Source organism: Nocardioides pyridinolyticus, assembly GCF_054653575.1.
In genome coordinates, this window is the sequence record NZ_BAAIFY010000006.1 from 172,254 (window position 1) to 190,192 (window position 17,939).

Below are 17,939 nucleotides of genomic sequence, written 5' to 3' on the forward strand. Positions count from 1 at the left end.
AGAGGACTGCGCGACATCCGCCTGCGTCAGCGCTGCCCGTCGTTCCTGCCCTTGAGGCGTCAGGTCCCACGAGGTGCGCACCCGGCACTCGTTGCCCGGGCGAGGACGTCGGCGTCGCCGCAGAACCCGTCGAGACGACGTTTCAGGCACAGCAGCCCGAGGAGCCGTCCGTCCTGGTCGATCACGGCTCGGCGGCGCTCCCCGCGGGAGAGGAGGAGCTGGAGCGCCGCTTCCGCTGGTACTCCAGGGGGGACCGTCCGGTCGCGAAGCACGGAGTGCTCCATGGCCGCTGGCGGGGTTTCGTCCTCGGCATCAGGGAGGTCGTCACGGACGAGGGTGCCGAGCAAGCGAGCGTCGTCGTCGACGAGCAGCAACATGTGGACATGGTCGTCGTCGAAGGCAGCCCGGGCCTCAGCAACGCTCGTCGCCCGGCTCAGGGTCTTCGGCAGGCGTACGACGACGTCGTGGACGACCTTGCCCCACAGGTCCTGCACCTCAGGACCCTACCCGGTCCCAGCCACGCCTTGCGGGGCGAGCGCCCATCTGGTCGTCGCGGGAGCGGTAGACGATGTAGGGGCGGGTGAGATAGCCGATGGGGGCAGAGAAGACGTGGACGAGTCGGGTGAAGGGCCACAGGGCGAAGAGAGCGAAGGCGACGAGGGCGTGCAGCTGGAACCCGATCGGGGCGGCCCCCATCAGGTCGGCGTCGGGGCTGAAGGCGAGGAAGGAGCGGTACCAGACCGACACCCCCTCGCGGTAGTTGTACTCACCGCCGAGGGAGAAGATCGACCCGGCGATGGTGTTCCACATTCCCAGGACGATGGCGGCGCCGAGGAAGGCGTACATGACCTTGTCCATGGGCGTGGTGGCGCTGAAGACCGGCCCGACCGTGCGGCGTCGGTAGATCAGGATCGCCATTCCAACCAGTGCCATGACGCCCGCGACGAGACCACCGGCGACGGCGACGAGGTGGTAGAGGTGGTCGTCAATGCCGATGGCCTCGGTCCATGACCGAGGCACGAGCAGTCCGATCACGTGTCCGCCGACGACGCCGAGCATGCCGAAGTGGAACAACGGCGAGCCCAAGCGCAGCAGCTTGTCCTCGTACAGCTGGGAGGAGCGGGTGGTCCAGCCGAACTTGTCGTAGCGGTAGCGCCAGGCGTGTCCGATGACGAACGTGGCGAGACAGAGGTAGGGCACGATGACCCAGAGGAAAGTGTTCACCGTGGGGCTCCTAGGGGGATCGTCGCGGTGGAGATGAGGGTCGGGCCGGTGGACAGGGCCGGGTCTGCGCCGTAGCCGGACAGTCCGACCTCCTCAGCGGGTGGGCCCTGCTCGACGAGTCGGCGTACGGCCTCGGCCTCGTCGCCGGCCAGCTCGCGCAGGGTGCCCGAGACGGCCGCCAGGGCGCCCGCCCAGGGCGAGCCCACCGAGCCGTCGTCGTTGCGCCAGCCGGCGAGTGCGATGCGCAGCATCTCGACGCCCGCTCGGTGGTCCTCGAGCAGCTGCCGGGCGATGGTGGCGTCCACCGTGGCGCCGAACTGCAGGACGCCACACAGGTGGTCGGGCAGCTCGCCGTGCTCCTCGGACCACTCGACGCCCCCACGGCGGTAGGCGTCCTTGAACGCCACCAGGGCGGCCCCGCGCCTGCGCGTGTCGCCGTAGGCGAAGTAGGTGAGGTAGAGCGCGCACTTGCGTGTGTGGTCGAAGGTGGCGACGTAGTCCTGCTGCAGTTCTGCGAGGGTCCGCCCCCGCATGTGATCGATGAGCGGGACGAGGTGGGGGTCGTCGGGGACCAGTGCCTCGAGCTCGTCGAGGGAGGAGACCAGCTCTTCGGTCGGGTAATCGAGCAGGACCGAACAGACGGCCCAGGTCCTCGCCGCGCCCTCGCGACGGGCATCGGTGCTCTTGCGCCGGAACATCATCGGTCGCCTCCGCCGTCACGCCGGGGGAACAAGCCCTCAGGTGTTGCCTTGCCGTCCCAGTTGAGGAGGTTCACCCGCGACGACTTGTCGTCCGGAGAGGCGACGGTGTCGGCGGTCTGCCGGTCCTGGAGCATCCGGAAGTTCTCGACCGCCACCGGCGTCGGGTATCCCGCACCCTCGCCCAGCAGCGCCTGGTCGTAGTACGAGCCGGCGGCGTCGAAGTCGACCGAGCAGTCGGTGGCCAGCTCCTCGAGCGCGTGGGCCTGCTCCGCGTGGGCCGGCGGGATGACGTAGCGGTCGGCGTACTTCGCGATCGCCAGCAGTCGGAACATCTCGTACATCTCCTCCTCCGTCATGCCGACGGCGGCGGGGATGGACGGGTCGGTCTCACGTCCGAGGTTGATGTCGCGCATGTAGGACCGCATCGCGGCGAGCTTCTTGAGCACCCCGGCCACGGGCTCGACGTCGCCCGCGGTGAAGAGGTTGGCGAGGTACTCGACGGGGATCCGCAGGGTGTCGATCGCGGCGAACAGGTTGCCCCGGTCCTCCGCGTCTTCACCGGTCTCCTTGACCACGTCGACCACGGGCGACAACGGCGGGATGTACCAGACCATCGGCATCGTGCGGTACTCCGGGTGCAGGGGCAGGGCGACCTTGTAGTCGGTGATCAGCCGCAGCACGGGCGACTTCTTCGCCGCCTCGACCCAGTCCGCCTCGATGCCCGCGGCGAGGGCCGCTCGCTCGACCTCGGGGTCGCGGGGGTCGAGGAAGACCTTGCGCTGTGCCTCGTAGAGGGCGTGCTCGTCCTCGACCGCGGCAGCCTCGAGGACCGCGTCGGCGTCGTAGAGCATCAGCCCGATGTAGCGCAGCCGACCCACACAGGTCTCCGAGCACACGGTCGGGATGCCGACCTCGATGCGTGGGTAGCAGAACGTGCACTTCTCGGCCTTGCCGGTCTTGTGGTTGAAGTAGACCTTCTTGTAGGGGCAGCCCGAGACGCACATCCGCCAGCCGCGGCAGCGGTCCTGGTCGACCAGGACGATGCCGTCCTCCTCGCGCTTGTAGATCGCACCGCTGGGACACGACGCGGCGCATGAGGGGTTGAGGCAGTGCTCGCAGATCCGCGGCAGGTAGAACATGAAGGTCTCCTCGAACTCGAGCTTGACCTTGTCCTCGATGCCCTTGAGCATCACGTCGCGCGCCGCGTGCTCCTGCGAGCCGCCGAGGTCGTCGTCCCAGTTGGCCGACCACTCGACGTTCATGTCCTTGCCCGAGATCAACGACTTGGGCCGGGCCACGGGGAAGGTGTCGGACTGTGGCGAGTTGAGCAGCGTCTCGTAGTCATAGGTCCAGGGCTCGTAGTAGTCCTCGATCGAGGGGAGCTTGGGGTTGGAGAAGATGGTGAGCAGCTTCTTCACCCGGCCGCCGGCGCGCAGCGCCAGGCGCCCGTTGGGCTTGCGCACCCACCCGCCCTGCCACTCGTCCTGGTCCTCGTAGGTCCGGGGGTATCCGAGGCCGGGCCGGGTCTCGACGTTGTTGAACCAGACGTACTCGGTACCGGTGCGGTTGGTCCAGGCCTGCTTGCAGGTCACCGAACAGGTGTGGCACCCGATGCACTTGTCGAGGTTCATCACCATCGCCATCTGGGCCATCACGCGCATGTCAGTACTCCACCTTCGCGGTCCGCTTGCGGATCATCGTGACCTCGTCACGGTTGTTGCCGATCGGTCCGATGTAGTTGAAGAAGTAGGACAGCTGGGCATAGCCGCCGACGATGTGGTTGGGCTTCATCAGGATGCGGGTCAGGCTGTTGTGGATGCCTCCGCGCTTGCCGTCACGCTCGGTGAGCGGGACGTCGATGAGCCGGTCCTGGGCGTGGTGCATGTAGACGGTGCCCTCGGGCATCCGGTGGCTCACGATGGCGCGCGCCGCGACGACGCCGTTGCGGTTGACCATCTCGATCCAGTCGTTGTCCTTGATCCCGACCTTGGCGGCGTCCCGGTCGGACATCCAGACCGACTGCCCGCCGCGCGAGAGCGAGAGCATGAAGAGGTTGTCCTGGTACTCGGAGTGGATCGACCATTTGTTGTGCGGGGTCAGGTAGCGCACGGAGACGCCGAGCTCGTTCTGCTCGCCGATGGATTTCTCCCCGAACAGGGCGGTCATGTTGAGGGGCGGTCGGTAGACCGGGAGCATCTCGCCCATCCCGAGGAACCAGTCGTGGTCGACGTAGAACTGCTGGCGACCGGTGAGGGTGTGGAACGGCTTCTTCCGTTCGATGTTGATGGTGAAGGGGCTGTAGCGCCGCCCTCCCGACTCCGAGCCGGACCACTCCGGCGAGGTGATCACCGGCACGGGCGCGACCTGGGTGTCGGCGAAGGTGATCTGCTTGCCCTCGTGCTCGGCTGCGAGGTCGGCGAGCTCGGTGCCGGTGCGCTTCTCCAGGAACCGGAAGCCCTGGGTGGCCAGGTGCCCGTTGGAGACCCCTGCGAGGTGGAGGATCGCGTCGGCCATCTGGGTGTCGGTCTCGACCTTGGGCTGCCCGTCGCCGGCGCCACCGCGAGCGATGCCGTTGCGGGTGCGCAGGATGTCGATCTCCCGCTTGACGTCGTAGGCGACACCCTTGGTGAGCATCCCGACGTTCTCCATGAGCGGCCCGATCGAGGTCATCTTGTCGAAGATCGCGGTGTAGTCGCGCTCTGCCACCGCGATCAGCGGCATCGTCTTGCCCGGGACCGGGTCGACCTCGCCCGTCTTCCAATCCTTCACCACGCCGTGCTCGCTCGCCATCGCTTCCGGGGTGTCGTGCCACAGCGGCTTGGCGACGACGTCCTTGCGCGTCCCGAGGTGGACCGTCGCGAGATCGGAGAACTTCTTGGCGATGACCTTCCAGGTGTCCCAGTCCGACTTGGTCTGCCACGGGGGTGCGATGGCGGGATTGAAGGAGTGGACGAACGGGTGCATGTCGGTGGTCGACAGGTCGTGCTTCTCGTACCAGGTCGCTGCGGGCAGCACCACGTCGCTGAAGATCGTCGAGGACGTCATCCGGAAGTCGATGGTCATCAAGAGGTCGAGGCGTCCCTCGGCGGCCTTCTCGGGCCACTCCACGTCACGTGGGCGCTGGTCGGGCGGGGCCTCGACGGCGGTCGCAGCCGAGTCCGTGCCGAGCAGGTGGCGCAGGAAGTACTCGTTGCCCTTCGCCGAGGACCCCAGCAGGTTCGAGCGCCACAGCGACAGGATCCGGGGGTGGTTGTCCTCGTGCTCGGGGTCCTCCACCGCGAAGCGGAGGGCACCGTCCTTGAGCTGCTGGGCGACGTAGGAGGGGGGGTCCATGCCGGCCGCGGCCGCGTCGTCGGCGAGCTGGAGGCTGCTGCGGTCGAAGGTGGGGTACGACGGCGACCACCCCAGGCGCGCCGACTGGGCAAGCAGATCCATCACCGACCGTCCCGCGAAAACCCCCGTGCCGGCGTCGAGGTCGTCGGCGCTGAAGGTGTCGTAGCGATACTGGGAGGTGTTCACGTACCAGTACGCCGTCTGGTTCATGTGGCGCGGCGGGCGGTGCCAGTCCAGGGCGAACGCCATGTGCTGGAAGCCCATGATCGGGCGGATCTTCTCCTGGCCGACGTAGTGCGCCCAGCCGCCGCCGTTGCGGCCCTGGGTGCCGGTGATGGTGGTGAGGAGCAGGATCGCGCGGTAGATCTGGTCGGAATGGAACCAGTGGTTGACACCCGCCCCGAGCAGGATCATCCCCCGGCCCTTGCTGTCGATGGCGTTCTGCGCCCACTCCCGCGCGAGCCGGGTGACCTGGCTCGCAGCGACACCCGTGTGCTGCTCCTGCCACGCGGGCGTGGCCGGCACGGCCGGGTCGTCGTAGCCGTACGGGTCGTCGGCGTCGGTGCGCGGCCACTGCCCCGGTAGGCCCTCGCGTGCCACTCCGTACTGCGCGAGCAGCAGGTCGAGCACGGTCGTGACGACGCGTTCGCCCACCCGGGCCACCGGGACGCCGCGGCGCTCGTGGAGGACCTTGCCGTCGGCGGCGTCGAAGCGCGGGAGCTCGACCTCGACGGCCTCCCGGGCGCCGCCCTGGTGGTCGCGGTACATGCTGAGCGCGGGGTCGATGTCGCCAAGCTCGAGGTTCCACTTCCCGACGCCCTCCTCGCCGAAGCGGTCGCCGATCGAGCCGTGCGGGATCCGCACCTCGCCGGTGCCTGCGTCGATGAGCGCCGGCTTCCACATGGCGTTCTCGCTCGCCCCGCCGAGGTCGCCCTCGACGAGGAACTTGCCGGGACGGTAGGAGCCGTCCGCGGACGGCTCGAGGCACACCAGGTGCGGCAGGTCGGTGAACTGCTTGGTGTAGTCGGCGAAGAACGGGGTGGTGCTGTCGACGAAGTGCTCCTTGAGGATCACGTGCCCGATCCCCATGGCGAGCGCGCCGTCGGTCCCGGGCGCCGGGCTGACCCACTCGTCGGCGAACTTCACGCTCTCGGCGTAGTCAGGGGCGACGGCGATGACCTTCTGGCCGCGGTAGCGCGACTCCGTCATCCAGTGGGCGTCCGGGGTGCGTGTGGTGGGGACATTGGATCCCCACATCATCAGGTAGCCGGCGTCCCACCAGTCGCCCGACTCTGGGACGTCGGTCTGGTCACCGAACATCTGCGGCGAGGCGTTGGGAAGGTCGGCGTACCAGTCGTAGAACGACAGCATCGGGGCACCGATCAGCTCGAGGAAGCGCGCACCGGAGGTGTAGGACACGGGCGACATCGCCGGAATCGGCGAGAACCCGGCGATCCGGTCCGGACCCCAGCGCTTGACCGTGTAGACGTGCGCGGCCGCCACGATCTCAGCCACCTCGTCCCAGCTCGCCCGCACCAGGCCACCCTTGCCGCGCGCCCTCTTGTACACGCGTGCCTGCTCCTCGTCCTGGACGATGGATCCCCAGGCGACCACTGGGTCGCCGTACGTCTGCTTGGCCGCACGGAACATCTCGAGCAGCACGCCGCGGACGTAGGGGTAGCGCACCCGCGTCGGGCTGTAGGTGTACCAGGAGAATGCGGCACCGCGGGGACAACCGCGTGGCTCGTACTCGGGGCGGTCGGGGCCGGCGCTGGGGTAGTCGGTCTGCTGAGCCTCCCAGGTGATGATGCCGTCCTTGACGTAGACCTTCCACGAGCAGGAGCCGGTGCAGTTGACCCCGTGGGTCGAGCGCACCACCTTGTCGTGGCTCCACCGGTCACGGTAGAAGGCGTCGCCGTCGCGGCCGCCCTTCTTGTGGAGGCTGCGCTGGTCGTCGCTGACCTCCGCCTTGGTGAAGAACCGGCGACCTGAGATCAGGGCCTGCTGCATTGGGCTGTCAAGACTCATGCGGAGACTCCTCGCGGGGCGGGTCGGCTGACAGGTGGACGTGATGGTCTGCGAAGGACTGGCGCGTGGTGACGTCGGCGTGGCAGAGGTTCGGACCGACGAACGGGCTGACGGAGACACCGACGTCGTCCTCGCCGAGCTGGTGCAGAGCCCCGCGCAGCAGGCCATGATGGATGCCGCACACAACAGCGGTGTTGGCGCGTGCGAGCTCCATGAAGGGGCAGTCGGCGAGAGCGATGCGCCAGGTCCTCCCGCCGTCGCTGGTGGTGAGCTCGGGCGAGTAGCCCCAATCCCGAAGCAGGTCAACGAGGGGGCCGATCTTGCCGAGCCATGCTCCAGGAGATGACGCCGGCGCAGATGCCGACAGGGGCAGGTGGTCGCGGGCCCACCGCTCCCCGGCCTGCTCGGGCGTGTCGCTGGTGCTGAACGACTCCGTCATCAGCTCGAGGAGGCGAAGCAGGTACGTGGCCCGGTCCGCGTCGTCGGCGTGGGGTGGGAGGGCGTACACCTTACGGGGCCGGCCTACGCCGAATGCCGTAGTGAGGTGCGAGGCGATGATGCCGGCGGCCTCGAGGCGGTCGGTGTGGAACCGCACGGTGGTCGGATGCAGCCCGAGCACCTCGCTGAGCTGGGCCGCCGTCATCCCTCCCGGATCGATGTCCCCCTCGGCCGGGTGATGTTCCTTCAGGGCATCGACGATGGCCCGGCGCACCGGTGAGGCGAGCAGGCCGGCGCCGACAGCGGCGTGAGGCGTCTGCTCGGAGGTCACCTCCTCACCATCACCTGTATTAGAAGGACGGGCAACGGGTCCAAAGTCCCCTATTGAGAGGACCCTCGGGCGTGGTCGATGACTCGTGCGGGTGAGGAAATACAGGAGCACGCTTCTCATCCCGCCGCTGAAGCAGCCAGCGCCCGTCGTTCAGGAGAGCCCATGGCGTCCGTGAGCCCGCCCAGCCAGGTCCACGACCCGGTGCGCGGTCCGGACGGTACGACTGGCGTCGTGGCACCGGGCCCCACCCGGGTGCTCGTCCTCTCGACCGCGGGCTTCACCCTCATGTTTGCGGTGTGGCTGATGTTCGGGATCCTCGGGAAGCCGATCAGTGCCGAGTTCGGTCTGTCCGAGGTCCAGCTGTCGTGGATCATCGCCGCGGCGGTGCTCAACGGGTCCTTGTGGCGACTCCCCGCCGGGATGATCACGGACCGAATCGGTGGCCGGAAGGTGATGACCTTCCTGCTGCTCGGATCTGCTGTGCCGGCCTACCTCGTCTCGAGGGCCGACTCCTACGCCATGCTGCTGGTGCTGGCCTTCTTCGTCGGCTTCGCCGGCAACTCGTTCAGCTCCGGCATCGCCTGGAACTCGGCCTGGCAGCCGCGCCGTCACCAGGGCTTCGCACTCGGGGTCTTCGGTGCAGGCAACGTCGGGGCCTCAGTCACCAAGTTCGTCGGCCCGCCGCTGATCGCGGGCACCACCGTCGGGGCGACCTACCTGGGCATCTTCCCCGGTGGATGGCGCTTCGTGCCGGTTCTGTACGCCGTGCTGCTGGTGTTCATGGCTGCGGCGACCTGGTTCCTCGCCCCGCACGAGGACCGGGCGCCGGGTGCGTCACAGCCGCTGGCCCAGCAGCTCACACCCCTCAAGCAGCTTCGTGTCTGGCGCTTCGCGCTCTACTACGTAGCGTTCTTCGGCGCCTACGTCGCCCTGGCGGCCTGGCTGCCGACGTACTACATGGACAACTTCGACGTCTCGCTGCAGACCGCGGCGTTCCTGACCGCGTTCTACATCTTCCCCGCCTCGTTGCTGCGCCCGTACGGCGGTTGGCTCTCGGACCGGTTCGGGGCCCGCCGCGTCATGTACTGGTCGCTGAGCATCATGCTGCTGGTCACGGCGCTGCTGATGATGCCCAACGGTCACATCGTCATCGACCACACCGACGGCCGTGAGACCGAGCATCTCGCCTACGCCATCGGTCTTGCTCCCTTCGCCGTGCTGGTCTTCCTGCTGGGGTGCGCGATGGGCGTCGGCAAGGCGGCGGTCTTCAAGCACATCCCGGAGTACTTCCCTGACAACGTCGGCGCCGTCGGCGGTCTCGTCGGGATGCTCGGTGGCCTCGGCGGGTTCCTCCTTCCGCCGTTGTTCGCCTACACCAAAGCGTGGTCCGGGTTCCCCTCGAGCACCTTCTTCGTCCTGTTCGTCCTGACCGTCATCTGCCTGGCGTGGATGCACTGGACTGTCGTCCACATGTTGCACACCGAGTCGCCCGAGCTGGCGCGACACATCGAGCGGCCGAGCGAGGCCCGTGAGGAGAGCCTGGTATGAGCTCCACGACATCGACCAAGTCCGGAGAATGGCTGGAGTCCTGGGACCCCGAGGACGAGGCGACCTGGGACTCGGGACTCGCCTGGCGGACACTGTGGATCACTACCTTCTGCCTGACCCTGGCCTTCGTCGCCTGGTTCCTGCCCAGCGCCATCATCCCGAAGCTCAACGCCCTCGGCTACAGCTTCAGCAGCTCCCAACTGTACTGGATGGCTGCCATGCCGGGGCTCTCGGCAGGCTTGTTCCGACTGGGGTGGATGACGCTCCCTCCGATCCTCGGTACCCGCAAGATGGTCTCGCTGACAACGCTGCTGCTGATCGCATCCACGCTCGGGTGGGGCGTCCGCGTGCAGTCCCCCACCGCGCCCTACTGGGAGCTGATGGTCCTTGCCTTCCTCGCCGGCATCGGCGGTGGCGCATTCTCCGGCTTCATGCCCAGCACGTCCTACTTCTTCCCACGCAGCAAGCAAGGCACGGCTCTAGGTCTCCAGGCCGGACTCGGCAACTTCGGAGTCTCGCTGGTCCAGCTGCTCACGCCGTACCTGATCGCCGTTTCGTTCTTCGCCTTCCTCGGCGACAGCCAGGACCTCTCCGTCGCAGGCAAGCCATCGACGGAGGTCTGGTACCAGAACGCCGCCTTCGTGTGGATCCCGCTCATGGTGATCGGCGCCGCACTGGCGTGGACGATGCTCAAGTCGGTGCCGATCAAGGCCAACATCCGCCAGCAGTTCGACATCTTCAACAACACCGACACCTGGCTGATGACCCTGCTCTACATCATGACGTTCGGGACGTTCTCGGGACTGGCAGCCCAGTTCGGCCTCCTGATGTCGAACCTCTACGGCTCCGGCAACGGCGACATCATCAGTGGGACCGGCGCCACCGCGACCGTCCTGATCGACGGGTATGCCGTGCCGGACCCCGTGAAGTTCGTCTTCCTCGGCCCACTCATCGGAGCCGGAGCACGCGTGGCTTTTGCGCCGCTGACCGACCGCATGGGCGGCGCGGTCTGGACGTTGATCTCCGGGCTCGGCCTGATCGCCTCCATCGCCTACACCATCCCAGCGCTGACCCCGGACCTGAGCTCGGCGAGCAGCCTGAACTCCGACTTTGACCAGTTCCTGTGGGGCATGCTCGCCATCTTCTTGTTCGCCGGCATCGGGAACGCCTCGACCTTCAAGCAGATGCCGATGATCTTCGAGCGCCGCCAGGCCGGCGGCGTGATCGGATGGACTGCCGCGATCGCCGCCTTCGGGCCGTTCTTCTTCGGTGTCGGAATCACCACCATCGGTGCCACCGCCTTCTACTCCGTGGGGATCGCTTGGGCGGTGATGTGTGTCGTCATCACCTGGGTGCGCTACGCACGCAAGGGAGCCCCGCGCCCCAGCTGAGCCTCTCCGCGCCGCATGTGCCAGTTCGAGCTGACCTGGGTCATGTAGTCGCGACAGCCCCGAACCAAAGCGAGCCCAAAGCGAGCCTCGACGCCGGTCTTCACGGATCGACGCCCGGGGCACGGGCGCATCAACGCAGGCCGGAGTTGCTCTTCACGAGTTGCGCAACGCACTCCACATGGGAAGTCATCGGGAAGATGTCGAAGGCCCGCAGCGAGCGCAGCTGGTAGCCCAGCTCCTGGAACGTCGCGACGTCACGCGCCAGCGCGGCCGGGTCGCAGGCGACGTAGGCGACCGCGCGGGGCCCGCGCTGGACCACCTGCTCGACGACCCGCGCCCGCGCGCCCTCGCGTGGCGGGTCCAGCACCACGAGGTCCGCGGACGAGAACGCCGGCGGCAGCGGCGCGGCGAGCACCCGGTCCACCGCACCGCACTCGATCGTGACGCCGGGCAGGCCGGCCAGGTTGGTGCGTGCGTGGTCCGAGGCGGTCCGGTCGCCCTCGACCGCCAGCACCCGCCCGGTGGGCCCGACCGCCTCGGCGAGGAAGCGCGCGAACAGCCCGACGCCGGAGTAGAGGTCGAGCACCGCCTCCCCCGGCCTCGGCTCGAGCGCGTCCAGCACCGCCGCCACCAGCGCGCGGGGCGCTCCGGGGTGCACCTGCCAGAAGCCGTCGGCCTCGACGGCGAACGCGCGCTCGCCGTACGGCGACACGGTGACGCGTTCGCTGACGACGGTGCCCGAGGTGCCCGAGGTCACCGCGCGCGTGACCGCGCGGGCGTCGGTGCGGGTGATCAGGCAGTCGTCGACCGGGATGACGTCGTGGGAGCGGTACCTGCGCAGCCCGCGGACGCCGCGCGGGCCGGACGCCCACTGGATCCGGGTGCGGTAGCGCAGCCCCTCCTCGTCGCCGGGCACCGCCTCGACGTCCACGGGGACCTGGATGCCCGCCAGCCGGCTGAGCTGCTCCCGCACGACCGCGGCCTTGAGCTGGCGCTGGCGCGGCAGCGCCACGTGCTGGAAGTCGCAGCCGCCGCACAGCCCCGGCCCGGCGTACGGGCAGGGCGGCGCGACGCGGTCGGGCGACGCCTCGACGACCTCGACGGCGTCGCCGCGCCAGAACCGGTCGCCGTCGGTGCCCTCGGTGATCTCGACGACGACCGTCTCCCCCGGCACCGCGTGGCGCACGAAGACCACGCGCTCCTCGAGCCGGACGACGCAGTGGCCACCGTGGGCGACCGGTCCGACGACGGCCTCGAACCGCTCGCCGACCCGGGAGGCACCGCGGGCCTTGCGCTGGCGGTGCCGACGGCTCGTCGGAGGTGTCACTGGACCTGCCGGTCGTCGCGGCGCTCGGGCACGTGGCCGGTGCGCAGGCCCGGTCGCAGCCACATGCCCTCGCGCTCCTCGCGCTCGGCGACGATCTGGGACGACCGCAGCTGGTAGGGCACCGACGTCACCATCACGCCGGGCGCGAACAGCAGCCGGCCCTTGAGCCGCAGCGCGGTCTGGTTGTGCAGCAGTTGCTCCCACCAGCGGCCCACGACGTACTCCGGGATGTAGACGGCCACGACGCCGCGCGGGTTGGCCTTCCGGATCTCCAGCGCGTAGTCGACGATCGGCCGGACCAGCTCGCGGTACGGCGAGTGCAGGACCTTGAGCGGGACGCCGGTGTTGCGCTCGTCCCACTCCTGCAGCAGCCGCTGGGTGGCGGCGGGGTCGGTGGAGACGTAGACGCCCTCGAGCACGTTCGGCCGGCCGGCCTTGGCGAAGGCCAGCGCGCGCAGCGTCGGCTTGTGCAGCTTGGAGACGAGGACGATCGCGTGCACGCGCGTCGGGAGGACCTTGTCCTCCTCGTCGGCGGCCAGCTCCTCCTCGACGTTGTCGTAGTGCCGGCGGATGCCGCGCATGACCACGAAGAACATCACCATCGCCAGGATCGTGATCCAGGCGCCGGCGAAGAACTTGGTGATGAGCACGATGACCAGCACGACCGCCGTCATCGACAGACCCACGGTGTTGATCAGCCGGGACCGGATCATCCGGCGGCGTACGGCGGGGTCGCGCTCGGTCTTCAGATGCCGGGTCCAGTGCCGGATCATGCCGAGCTGGCTGAGGTTGAACGAGACGAACACGCCGACGATGTAGAGCTGGATCAGCCGGGTGGGCTCGGCGTCGAAGGAGACGATGAGCACGATCGCCATCACCGCGAGGAACACGATGCCGTTGCTGTAGGCGAGCCGGTCGCCGCGCGAGCCGAGGGCGCGGGGCGCATAGCCGTCCTTGGCCAGGATCGAGCCGAGCACCGGGAAGCCGTTGAACGCGGTGTTGGCCGCGAGGACCAGGATGATGCCGGTGACGGTGACGACGAGGTAGAAGCCGGGCCGGAAGTCCTGGAAGAGCGCGTCGGCGATCTGCGAGATCGCGGTGTGCTGGTCGTAGCCCGCCGGCAACGGCTCACCGTCGCGGGTCAGCCGGTCAAGGTCGTCGGGGTCGACGAGCTGGAGCCCCATCTGCTTGGCCAGCACGATGACGCTGAGCATCATCGAGATCGCGATCAGGCCAAGCAGCATCAGCGTCGTCGCGGCGTTGCGGCTCTTCGGGCGGCGGAACGCCGGGACGCCGTTCGAGATCGCCTCGACACCGGTCAGCGCGGCACAGCCGGACGAGAACGCGCGGGCCAGCAGGAAGAGCAGCGCGAACGTGGTCAGGGAGTCGCTGTAGCCCGGCTCGGGCGCCATCGCGAACGACGCGCTCTCGACCTGGGGCAGGTCGCCCGCGGCGAGCCGGTAGAGGCCGAACAGCGACATGCCCAGGATCGCGACCATGAAGGCGTAGGTCGGGACGGCGAAGAACGACCCGGACTCGCGGATGCCGCGCAGGTTGATGGCCATCAGCAGGACGACCGCGAGGCTCGCGACCGTCACCTCGTGCCCGGACAGCGACGGGATCGCGGAGGCGGCGTACTGCGCGCCCGAGGAGATCGACACCGCGACGGTCAGCACGTAGTCGACCAGCAGGGCGCTGGCGACCGTGGTGCCCGCCGTCCGCCCGAGGTTAACCGTGGCGACCTCGTAGTCGCCGCCGCCGCTGGGGTAGGCGTGGACGGTCTGCCGGTACGACGCGACGACCGCGATCATCACCAGCGCGACCGCGATGCCGATCTTCCAGGACCAGATGTACGCCGAGGCGCCGGCCAGCGAGAGCATGATGAAGATCTCGTCGGGGGCGTAGGCGACCGAGGAGAGCGCGTCGCTGGCGAAGACCGGCAGCGCGATCCGCTTGGGGAGGAGCGTCTCGCCCAGCTGGGAGCTGCGCAGCTTGCGTCCCAGCAGGATCCGCTTCGATACGTCGCCGACGCCCACGACGGGAAAGGCTAGACCCTCGGTCCTCCTGTTGTAGCGTCTGCACCGTGCACGTCGTGATCATGGGCTGCGGACGCGTGGGGTCGACGCTCGCGCGGAGCCTCGAGGACCGCAATCACACGGTCTCCGTCATCGACAGCGAGCCGGACGCGTTCCGTCGGCTCGGACCGGGCTTCAACGGCGACAAGGTCACCGGCTACGGCTTCGACCAGGAGGTCCTGGAGAAGGCCGGCATCCGCCGGGCGGACGCGTTCGCCGCGGTCTCCAGCGGCGACAACTCCAACATCATCGCCGCGCGGGTGGCCCGCGAGACGTTCGGCATCCAGCAGGTCGTCGCCCGGATCTACGACCCCGGCCGCGCCGAGGTCTACCAGCGGCTCGGCATCACGACCGTGGCGACCGTGAAGTGGACCGCGGACCAGGTGCTGCGGAGGATCCTGCCGGCGGGCGCCGAGCCGGACTTCCGTGACCCGTCCGGCACGATCCGCCTCGACCAGGTGCCCGTCACGGAGAAGTGGATCGGCCACCGCACGGTCGACTTCCAGCTGCAGTCCAAGAGCCGGATCGCGTGGATCGACCGGCTCGGCGAGGGCATGCTGCCCACCCGCGACAGCGTGATCCAGGAGGGCGACCTCCTGCACCTGGTGATGCGCGAGGAGAACGCCGCGCACGCCTACCAGGTCTTCGACGCCGGCCCGGACGAGAGCTAGGAGACACCAGGTGAGAGTCGCCATCGCCGGTGCGGGAGCCGTCGGCCGGTCCATCGCCCGCGAGCTGATCCAGAACGGGCACGAGGTGCTGCTCGTCGACAAGAGCCCGTCCTCCATCCGCCCCGAGCGGGTACCGGACGCCGAGTGGTTGCTCGCCGACTCCTGCGAGATGTCGTCGCTCGAGGAGGCCCGCCTCGACCAGTGCGACGTGGTCATCGCCGCGACCGGCGACGACAAGGTCAACCTGGTCACCTCGCTGCTCGCCAAGACCGAGTTCGGCGTGCCCCGCACGGTTGCCCGGGTCAACCACCCCAACAACGAGTGGCTGTTCACCGAGGCGTGGGGCGTCGACGTCAACGTCTCGACCCCGCGGATCATGTCCGCCCTGGTCGAGGAGGCGGTGACCGTCGGCGACCTGGTCCGGCTGTTCACCTTCCGCCAGGGCAACGCCAACCTCGTCGAGATGACGCTGCCCACGGACTCGCCCTACGTCGGCAAGCCCGCCGGGCTGATCCCGTTCCCCGAGAACTGCGCGCTGGTGACGATCCTGCGCGACGGCCAGGTCTACGTCCCCGACGCCGAGCAGCCGATCGAGGCCGGCGACGAGCTGCTGTTCGTCGTACCCGCCGACGTCGAGGAGGACCTCGAGCGCCTCCTGGCCCCCTCAGCCCACGGAGGGTGAGCCGCCGACCGGCGTCTTGTTCCGGGCCAGGACCCACGCCATCGCGGCGAGCGCGGCCAGCTGGAGCGGCCAGCCCATCACGATCTTGAGGACGCCGAGCGCGGCGACGGCCGAGTCGACGTCCATCGCGCCGCTCTTCGCCGCGAACCAGATCGGCGCCTGCACGAGCACCCGCAGCAGGCAGGGCACGGCGAGCAGCCAGGTGAGGATCGCGCAGAGCCGCACGATCTGCCGGTCCCGGTGCCACGCGGTCGGGTCGCCGGTGACGCTGCCGACCATGAAGCCCACCAGCGGCCAGCCGATGAGGCAGGTCAGCGCCAGCACGACGGTGTACGCCGAGTTGTAGATGATCCCCGGCAGGAAGTAGGCCAGCGCCTGGTCGTCCTCGCTGCCGCCGCGGCGGGCCGAGATCGTGATGAACAGCCAGCCGATGCCGATGCCGAACAGCGCGTTGACGACGAACTGCACCGTCGAGCGCTGGACCAACCGCACGACCAGCAGGACCACCGCGATCGCGATGCTCGCGGTGAGGGCGTAGCGCAGCTCCTTGGTGGCGAGCCACACGACGGTGAAGACGATCGTCGGCACCGCGGCCTCGATCATCCCGCGGCGGCCACCGAGCGCCCGCGAGATCTGGGCTCGGACGACGGCCTCGACCGTGTCGACCGTCGCGGGCGCGTGCGGCTCGCTCACGGCATCAGCTCATAGCGCGGGTTGTACATGATCCGCTGGCCGTCGTGGCGGCCGATCCGGCCCTGGATCTCGAGCGAGCGGCCGGGGACGACGCCGGAGATCTGCCGGCGGCCCAGCCAGATGACGGTGATGGAGCCGGTGCCGTCGTACAGCTCGGCCTCGAGCGCCGGCACGCCGCCACGCGGGCGGAGCGTCACCGTGCGCAGCGTGCCGCGCAGGCGGACCCGCTCGCGGTCGGCGGCGTCGCCGATCCGGTCGACCCCGGCCACGTCCTCCGCGGCGAAGGTACGGCGCAGGTCGCGGGCGTGCTGGTCGTCGGGGCTCGCCCAGCGGCTGATCGTGCGGCGCAGCCGGCTCTTCTCGGCCATCGGGGCTCCTAGCCGCGCGGGGGCAGGACGACGGGGAGCTCCGCGCCCGAGGGCATCGCCTGGCTGCCGCGGCGCACCGCGATCGCGGCGATGAGGTCCTCCCAGGGGCCGGCGGACTCGGACTCGACGGCGGGCTTGCCGAGCAGCGTCGCCCGGAGCATCCAGCGGGGGCCGTTGACACCGATGATCCGGGAGACCTGGGTGCCGGTGCGCCCGTCGGGCGCCGTCACGGTCAGCCGGCCGTGGACCTCGGTGCCGAAGCGGCCCTCGGCCTCGGAGGCCGTGCCGCCGCGCTGGGCGAAGTCGGCGGCCAGCCGCGGCCGCACCTCGCCCCACAGGTCGCCGCCCCGCGGCGCGGCGAAGGCGCGGATCTCGACCGCGCCCTCCTCGCCGGCGAGCAGCACGGACTGGACCTGCTCGGTCCTCTCGTCCACCTGGACCCGCAGCTCCACGCCCTCGGCGGGCGGGATCAGGATCGCGCCGAGGTCCGTCAGGGCCCGGGCCTCGTCCTCGGTGAGGTCGTCCACGTCGTACGGGCCGCCGGTCGCCGGTCCGGTCTCGGCGCCCGTCGCGTCGACGGTCTCCTCCTCGACGGCCGGGTCGGCCTCGGTGGACTTGCGACGGAACTTCACGGGACTACTCCTCGGTCGGGACGGGCGGGGTGCCGAAACCCCCGGTAGAACCGTAGCCCCCGTCACCACGGACCGACGTGGGGAGTTCCTCCACCTCGGTGAACCGGGCCAGCTCGACCCGCTGGATGACCAGCTGGGCGATCCGGTCGCCGCGCCGCAGCTCGATCGGCTCGCGTGGGTCGTGGTTGATCAGCATCACCTTGATCTCGCCGCGGTAGCCCGCGTCGACGGTGCCCGGGGTGTTGACGATCGACAGGCCGTGCTTCGCGGCCAGGCCGGAGCGCGGGTGCACCAGGGCGACGTACCCCAGCGGCAGCGCGATCGCCAGGCCGGTCGGGACCAGCGCCCGCTCACCCGGCGCGAGCGCCACGTCGACGGTCGTGACGAGGTCGGCACCGGCGTCGCCGGGATGCGCGTAGGCCGGGAGCGGGAGGTCGGGGTCGAGGCGGGTGACCAGCACCTCTAGATCGGACACGTGGCCGGACCCTACCGGCCGG

General features: G+C 69.4%; 16 protein-coding genes. 4 read left to right on the forward strand and 12 right to left on the reverse strand.

The genetic code is table 11. The annotated features are described in order from the left end of the window. Window positions 1-59 precede the first annotated feature (59 nt). The 6 genes from ACYQ0U_RS07885 to ACYQ0U_RS07910 are packed head-to-tail and all read right to left on the reverse strand — an operon-like array spanning window position 60 to window position 8,055. Window positions 60-494 carry a CBS domain-containing protein gene (locus tag ACYQ0U_RS07885; RefSeq protein ID WP_459971314.1) on the reverse strand — a complete coding sequence of 145 codons (435 nt, stop codon included), beginning with the start codon at window positions 492-494 and terminating at the stop codon, window positions 60-62. 1 nt (window position 495) lies between these two features. Continuing rightward, a complete protein-coding gene (gene narI, locus ACYQ0U_RS07890) occupies window positions 496-1,224 on the reverse strand; it encodes a respiratory nitrate reductase subunit gamma (protein WP_459971316.1) in 729 nt (242 codons plus the stop codon). Further along, entirely contained in the window at window positions 1,221-1,925 is a 705-nt protein-coding gene (narJ, locus tag ACYQ0U_RS07895; RefSeq protein WP_459971318.1) for a nitrate reductase molybdenum cofactor assembly chaperone, read from the reverse strand. Before narJ ends, narI begins: the two co-directional genes overlap by 4 nt. Next, a complete protein-coding gene (narH, locus tag ACYQ0U_RS07900; RefSeq protein ID WP_459971320.1) occupies window positions 1,922-3,586 on the reverse strand; it encodes a nitrate reductase subunit beta in 1,665 nt (554 codons plus the stop codon). The genes narJ and narH overlap by 4 nt, the downstream gene beginning before the upstream one ends. A 1-nt stretch (window position 3,587) precedes the next feature. Further along, on the reverse strand, window positions 3,588-7,286 hold the full coding sequence (locus ACYQ0U_RS07905) for a nitrate reductase subunit alpha (RefSeq protein ID WP_459971322.1): 3,699 nt from the start codon (window positions 7,284-7,286) through the stop codon (window positions 3,588-3,590). Next, on the reverse strand, window positions 7,276-8,055 hold the full coding sequence (locus ACYQ0U_RS07910) for a helix-turn-helix transcriptional regulator (RefSeq protein ID WP_459971324.1): 780 nt from the start codon (window positions 8,053-8,055) through the stop codon (window positions 7,276-7,278). Before ACYQ0U_RS07910 ends, ACYQ0U_RS07905 begins: the two co-directional genes overlap by 11 nt. 162 nt (window positions 8,056-8,217) lie before the next feature. Between ACYQ0U_RS07910 and ACYQ0U_RS07915 the strand changes: the two genes are divergently transcribed. Both ACYQ0U_RS07915 and ACYQ0U_RS07920 read left to right on the forward strand, forming a co-directional pair. Beyond that, complete coding sequence (locus ACYQ0U_RS07915; protein WP_459971326.1) at window positions 8,218-9,603, forward strand: MFS transporter; 1,386 nt, start codon at window positions 8,218-8,220, stop codon at window positions 9,601-9,603. Continuing rightward, entirely contained in the window at window positions 9,600-10,994 is a 1,395-nt protein-coding gene (locus ACYQ0U_RS07920; protein ID WP_459971328.1) for an MFS transporter, read from the forward strand. Before ACYQ0U_RS07915 ends, ACYQ0U_RS07920 begins: the two co-directional genes overlap by 4 nt. 130 nt (window positions 10,995-11,124) lie before the next feature. Here ACYQ0U_RS07920 and ACYQ0U_RS07925 read toward each other — a convergent pair whose 3' ends face one another. Both ACYQ0U_RS07925 and ACYQ0U_RS07930 read right to left on the reverse strand, forming a co-directional pair. Then, window positions 11,125-12,321, reverse strand: a complete 1,197-nt coding sequence (locus ACYQ0U_RS07925) for a class I SAM-dependent RNA methyltransferase (protein ID WP_459971330.1) — start codon at window positions 12,319-12,321, stop codon at window positions 11,125-11,127. Then, on the reverse strand, window positions 12,318-14,357 hold the full coding sequence (locus ACYQ0U_RS07930; RefSeq protein ID WP_459971332.1) for an APC family permease: 2,040 nt from the start codon (window positions 14,355-14,357) through the stop codon (window positions 12,318-12,320). Before ACYQ0U_RS07930 ends, ACYQ0U_RS07925 begins: the two co-directional genes overlap by 4 nt. Window positions 14,358-14,404: 47 nt before the next feature. Between ACYQ0U_RS07930 and ACYQ0U_RS07935 the strand changes: the two genes are divergently transcribed. After that, the gene (locus ACYQ0U_RS07935; RefSeq protein WP_459971335.1) at window positions 14,405-15,067 is read left to right on the forward strand and encodes a potassium channel family protein; all 663 of its coding nucleotides are present in this window, start codon (window positions 14,405-14,407) and stop codon (window positions 15,065-15,067) included. Window positions 15,068-15,077: 10 nt separating this feature from the next. Further along, window positions 15,078-15,749 (forward strand): potassium channel family protein, encoded by a 672-nt coding sequence (locus tag ACYQ0U_RS07940; protein ID WP_459971337.1) that lies wholly within the window; start codon window positions 15,078-15,080, stop codon window positions 15,747-15,749. Here the strand turns inward: ACYQ0U_RS07940 and ACYQ0U_RS07945 are convergent. The 4 genes from ACYQ0U_RS07945 to dut are packed head-to-tail and all read right to left on the reverse strand — an operon-like array spanning window position 15,732 to window position 17,917. Then, window positions 15,732-16,442 carry a DUF3159 domain-containing protein gene (locus tag ACYQ0U_RS07945; protein WP_459971339.1) on the reverse strand — a complete coding sequence of 237 codons (711 nt, stop codon included), beginning with the start codon at window positions 16,440-16,442 and terminating at the stop codon, window positions 15,732-15,734. The two genes, ACYQ0U_RS07940 and ACYQ0U_RS07945, sit on opposite strands and share 18 nt — an antisense overlap. Further along, window positions 16,439-16,810, reverse strand: coding sequence for an OB-fold nucleic acid binding domain-containing protein (locus ACYQ0U_RS07950; protein ID WP_459971341.1), 372 nt, complete (start codon window positions 16,808-16,810; stop codon window positions 16,439-16,441). The genes ACYQ0U_RS07945 and ACYQ0U_RS07950 overlap by 4 nt, the downstream gene beginning before the upstream one ends. Before the next feature lie 8 nt (window positions 16,811-16,818). After that, a complete protein-coding gene (locus tag ACYQ0U_RS07955) occupies window positions 16,819-17,442 on the reverse strand; it encodes a DUF3710 domain-containing protein (protein ID WP_459971343.1) in 624 nt (207 codons plus the stop codon). 4 nt (window positions 17,443-17,446) lie between these two features. Then, the gene (gene dut / locus ACYQ0U_RS07960) at window positions 17,447-17,917 is read right to left on the reverse strand and encodes a dUTP diphosphatase (protein WP_459971345.1); all 471 of its coding nucleotides are present in this window, start codon (window positions 17,915-17,917) and stop codon (window positions 17,447-17,449) included. Window positions 17,918-17,939: the final 22 nt, after the last annotated feature.

Coding starts and splice junctions, on each gene's coding strand:
- ACYQ0U_RS07920 (WP_459971328.1), top strand. CDS start 9,600: ATGAGCTCCACGACATCGACCAAGTCCGGAGAATGGCTGGAGTCCTGG.
- ACYQ0U_RS07915 (WP_459971326.1), top strand. CDS start 8,218: ATGGCGTCCGTGAGCCCGCCCAGCCAGGTCCACGACCCGGTGCGCGGT.
- narH (WP_459971320.1), bottom strand. CDS start 3,586: ATGCGCGTGATGGCCCAGATGGCGATGGTGATGAACCTCGACAAGTGC.
- narJ (WP_459971318.1), bottom strand. CDS start 1,925: ATGATGTTCCGGCGCAAGAGCACCGATGCCCGTCGCGAGGGCGCGGCG.
- ACYQ0U_RS07950 (WP_459971341.1), bottom strand. CDS start 16,810: ATGGCCGAGAAGAGCCGGCTGCGCCGCACGATCAGCCGCTGGGCGAGC.
- ACYQ0U_RS07905 (WP_459971322.1), bottom strand. CDS start 7,286: ATGAGTCTTGACAGCCCAATGCAGCAGGCCCTGATCTCAGGTCGCCGG.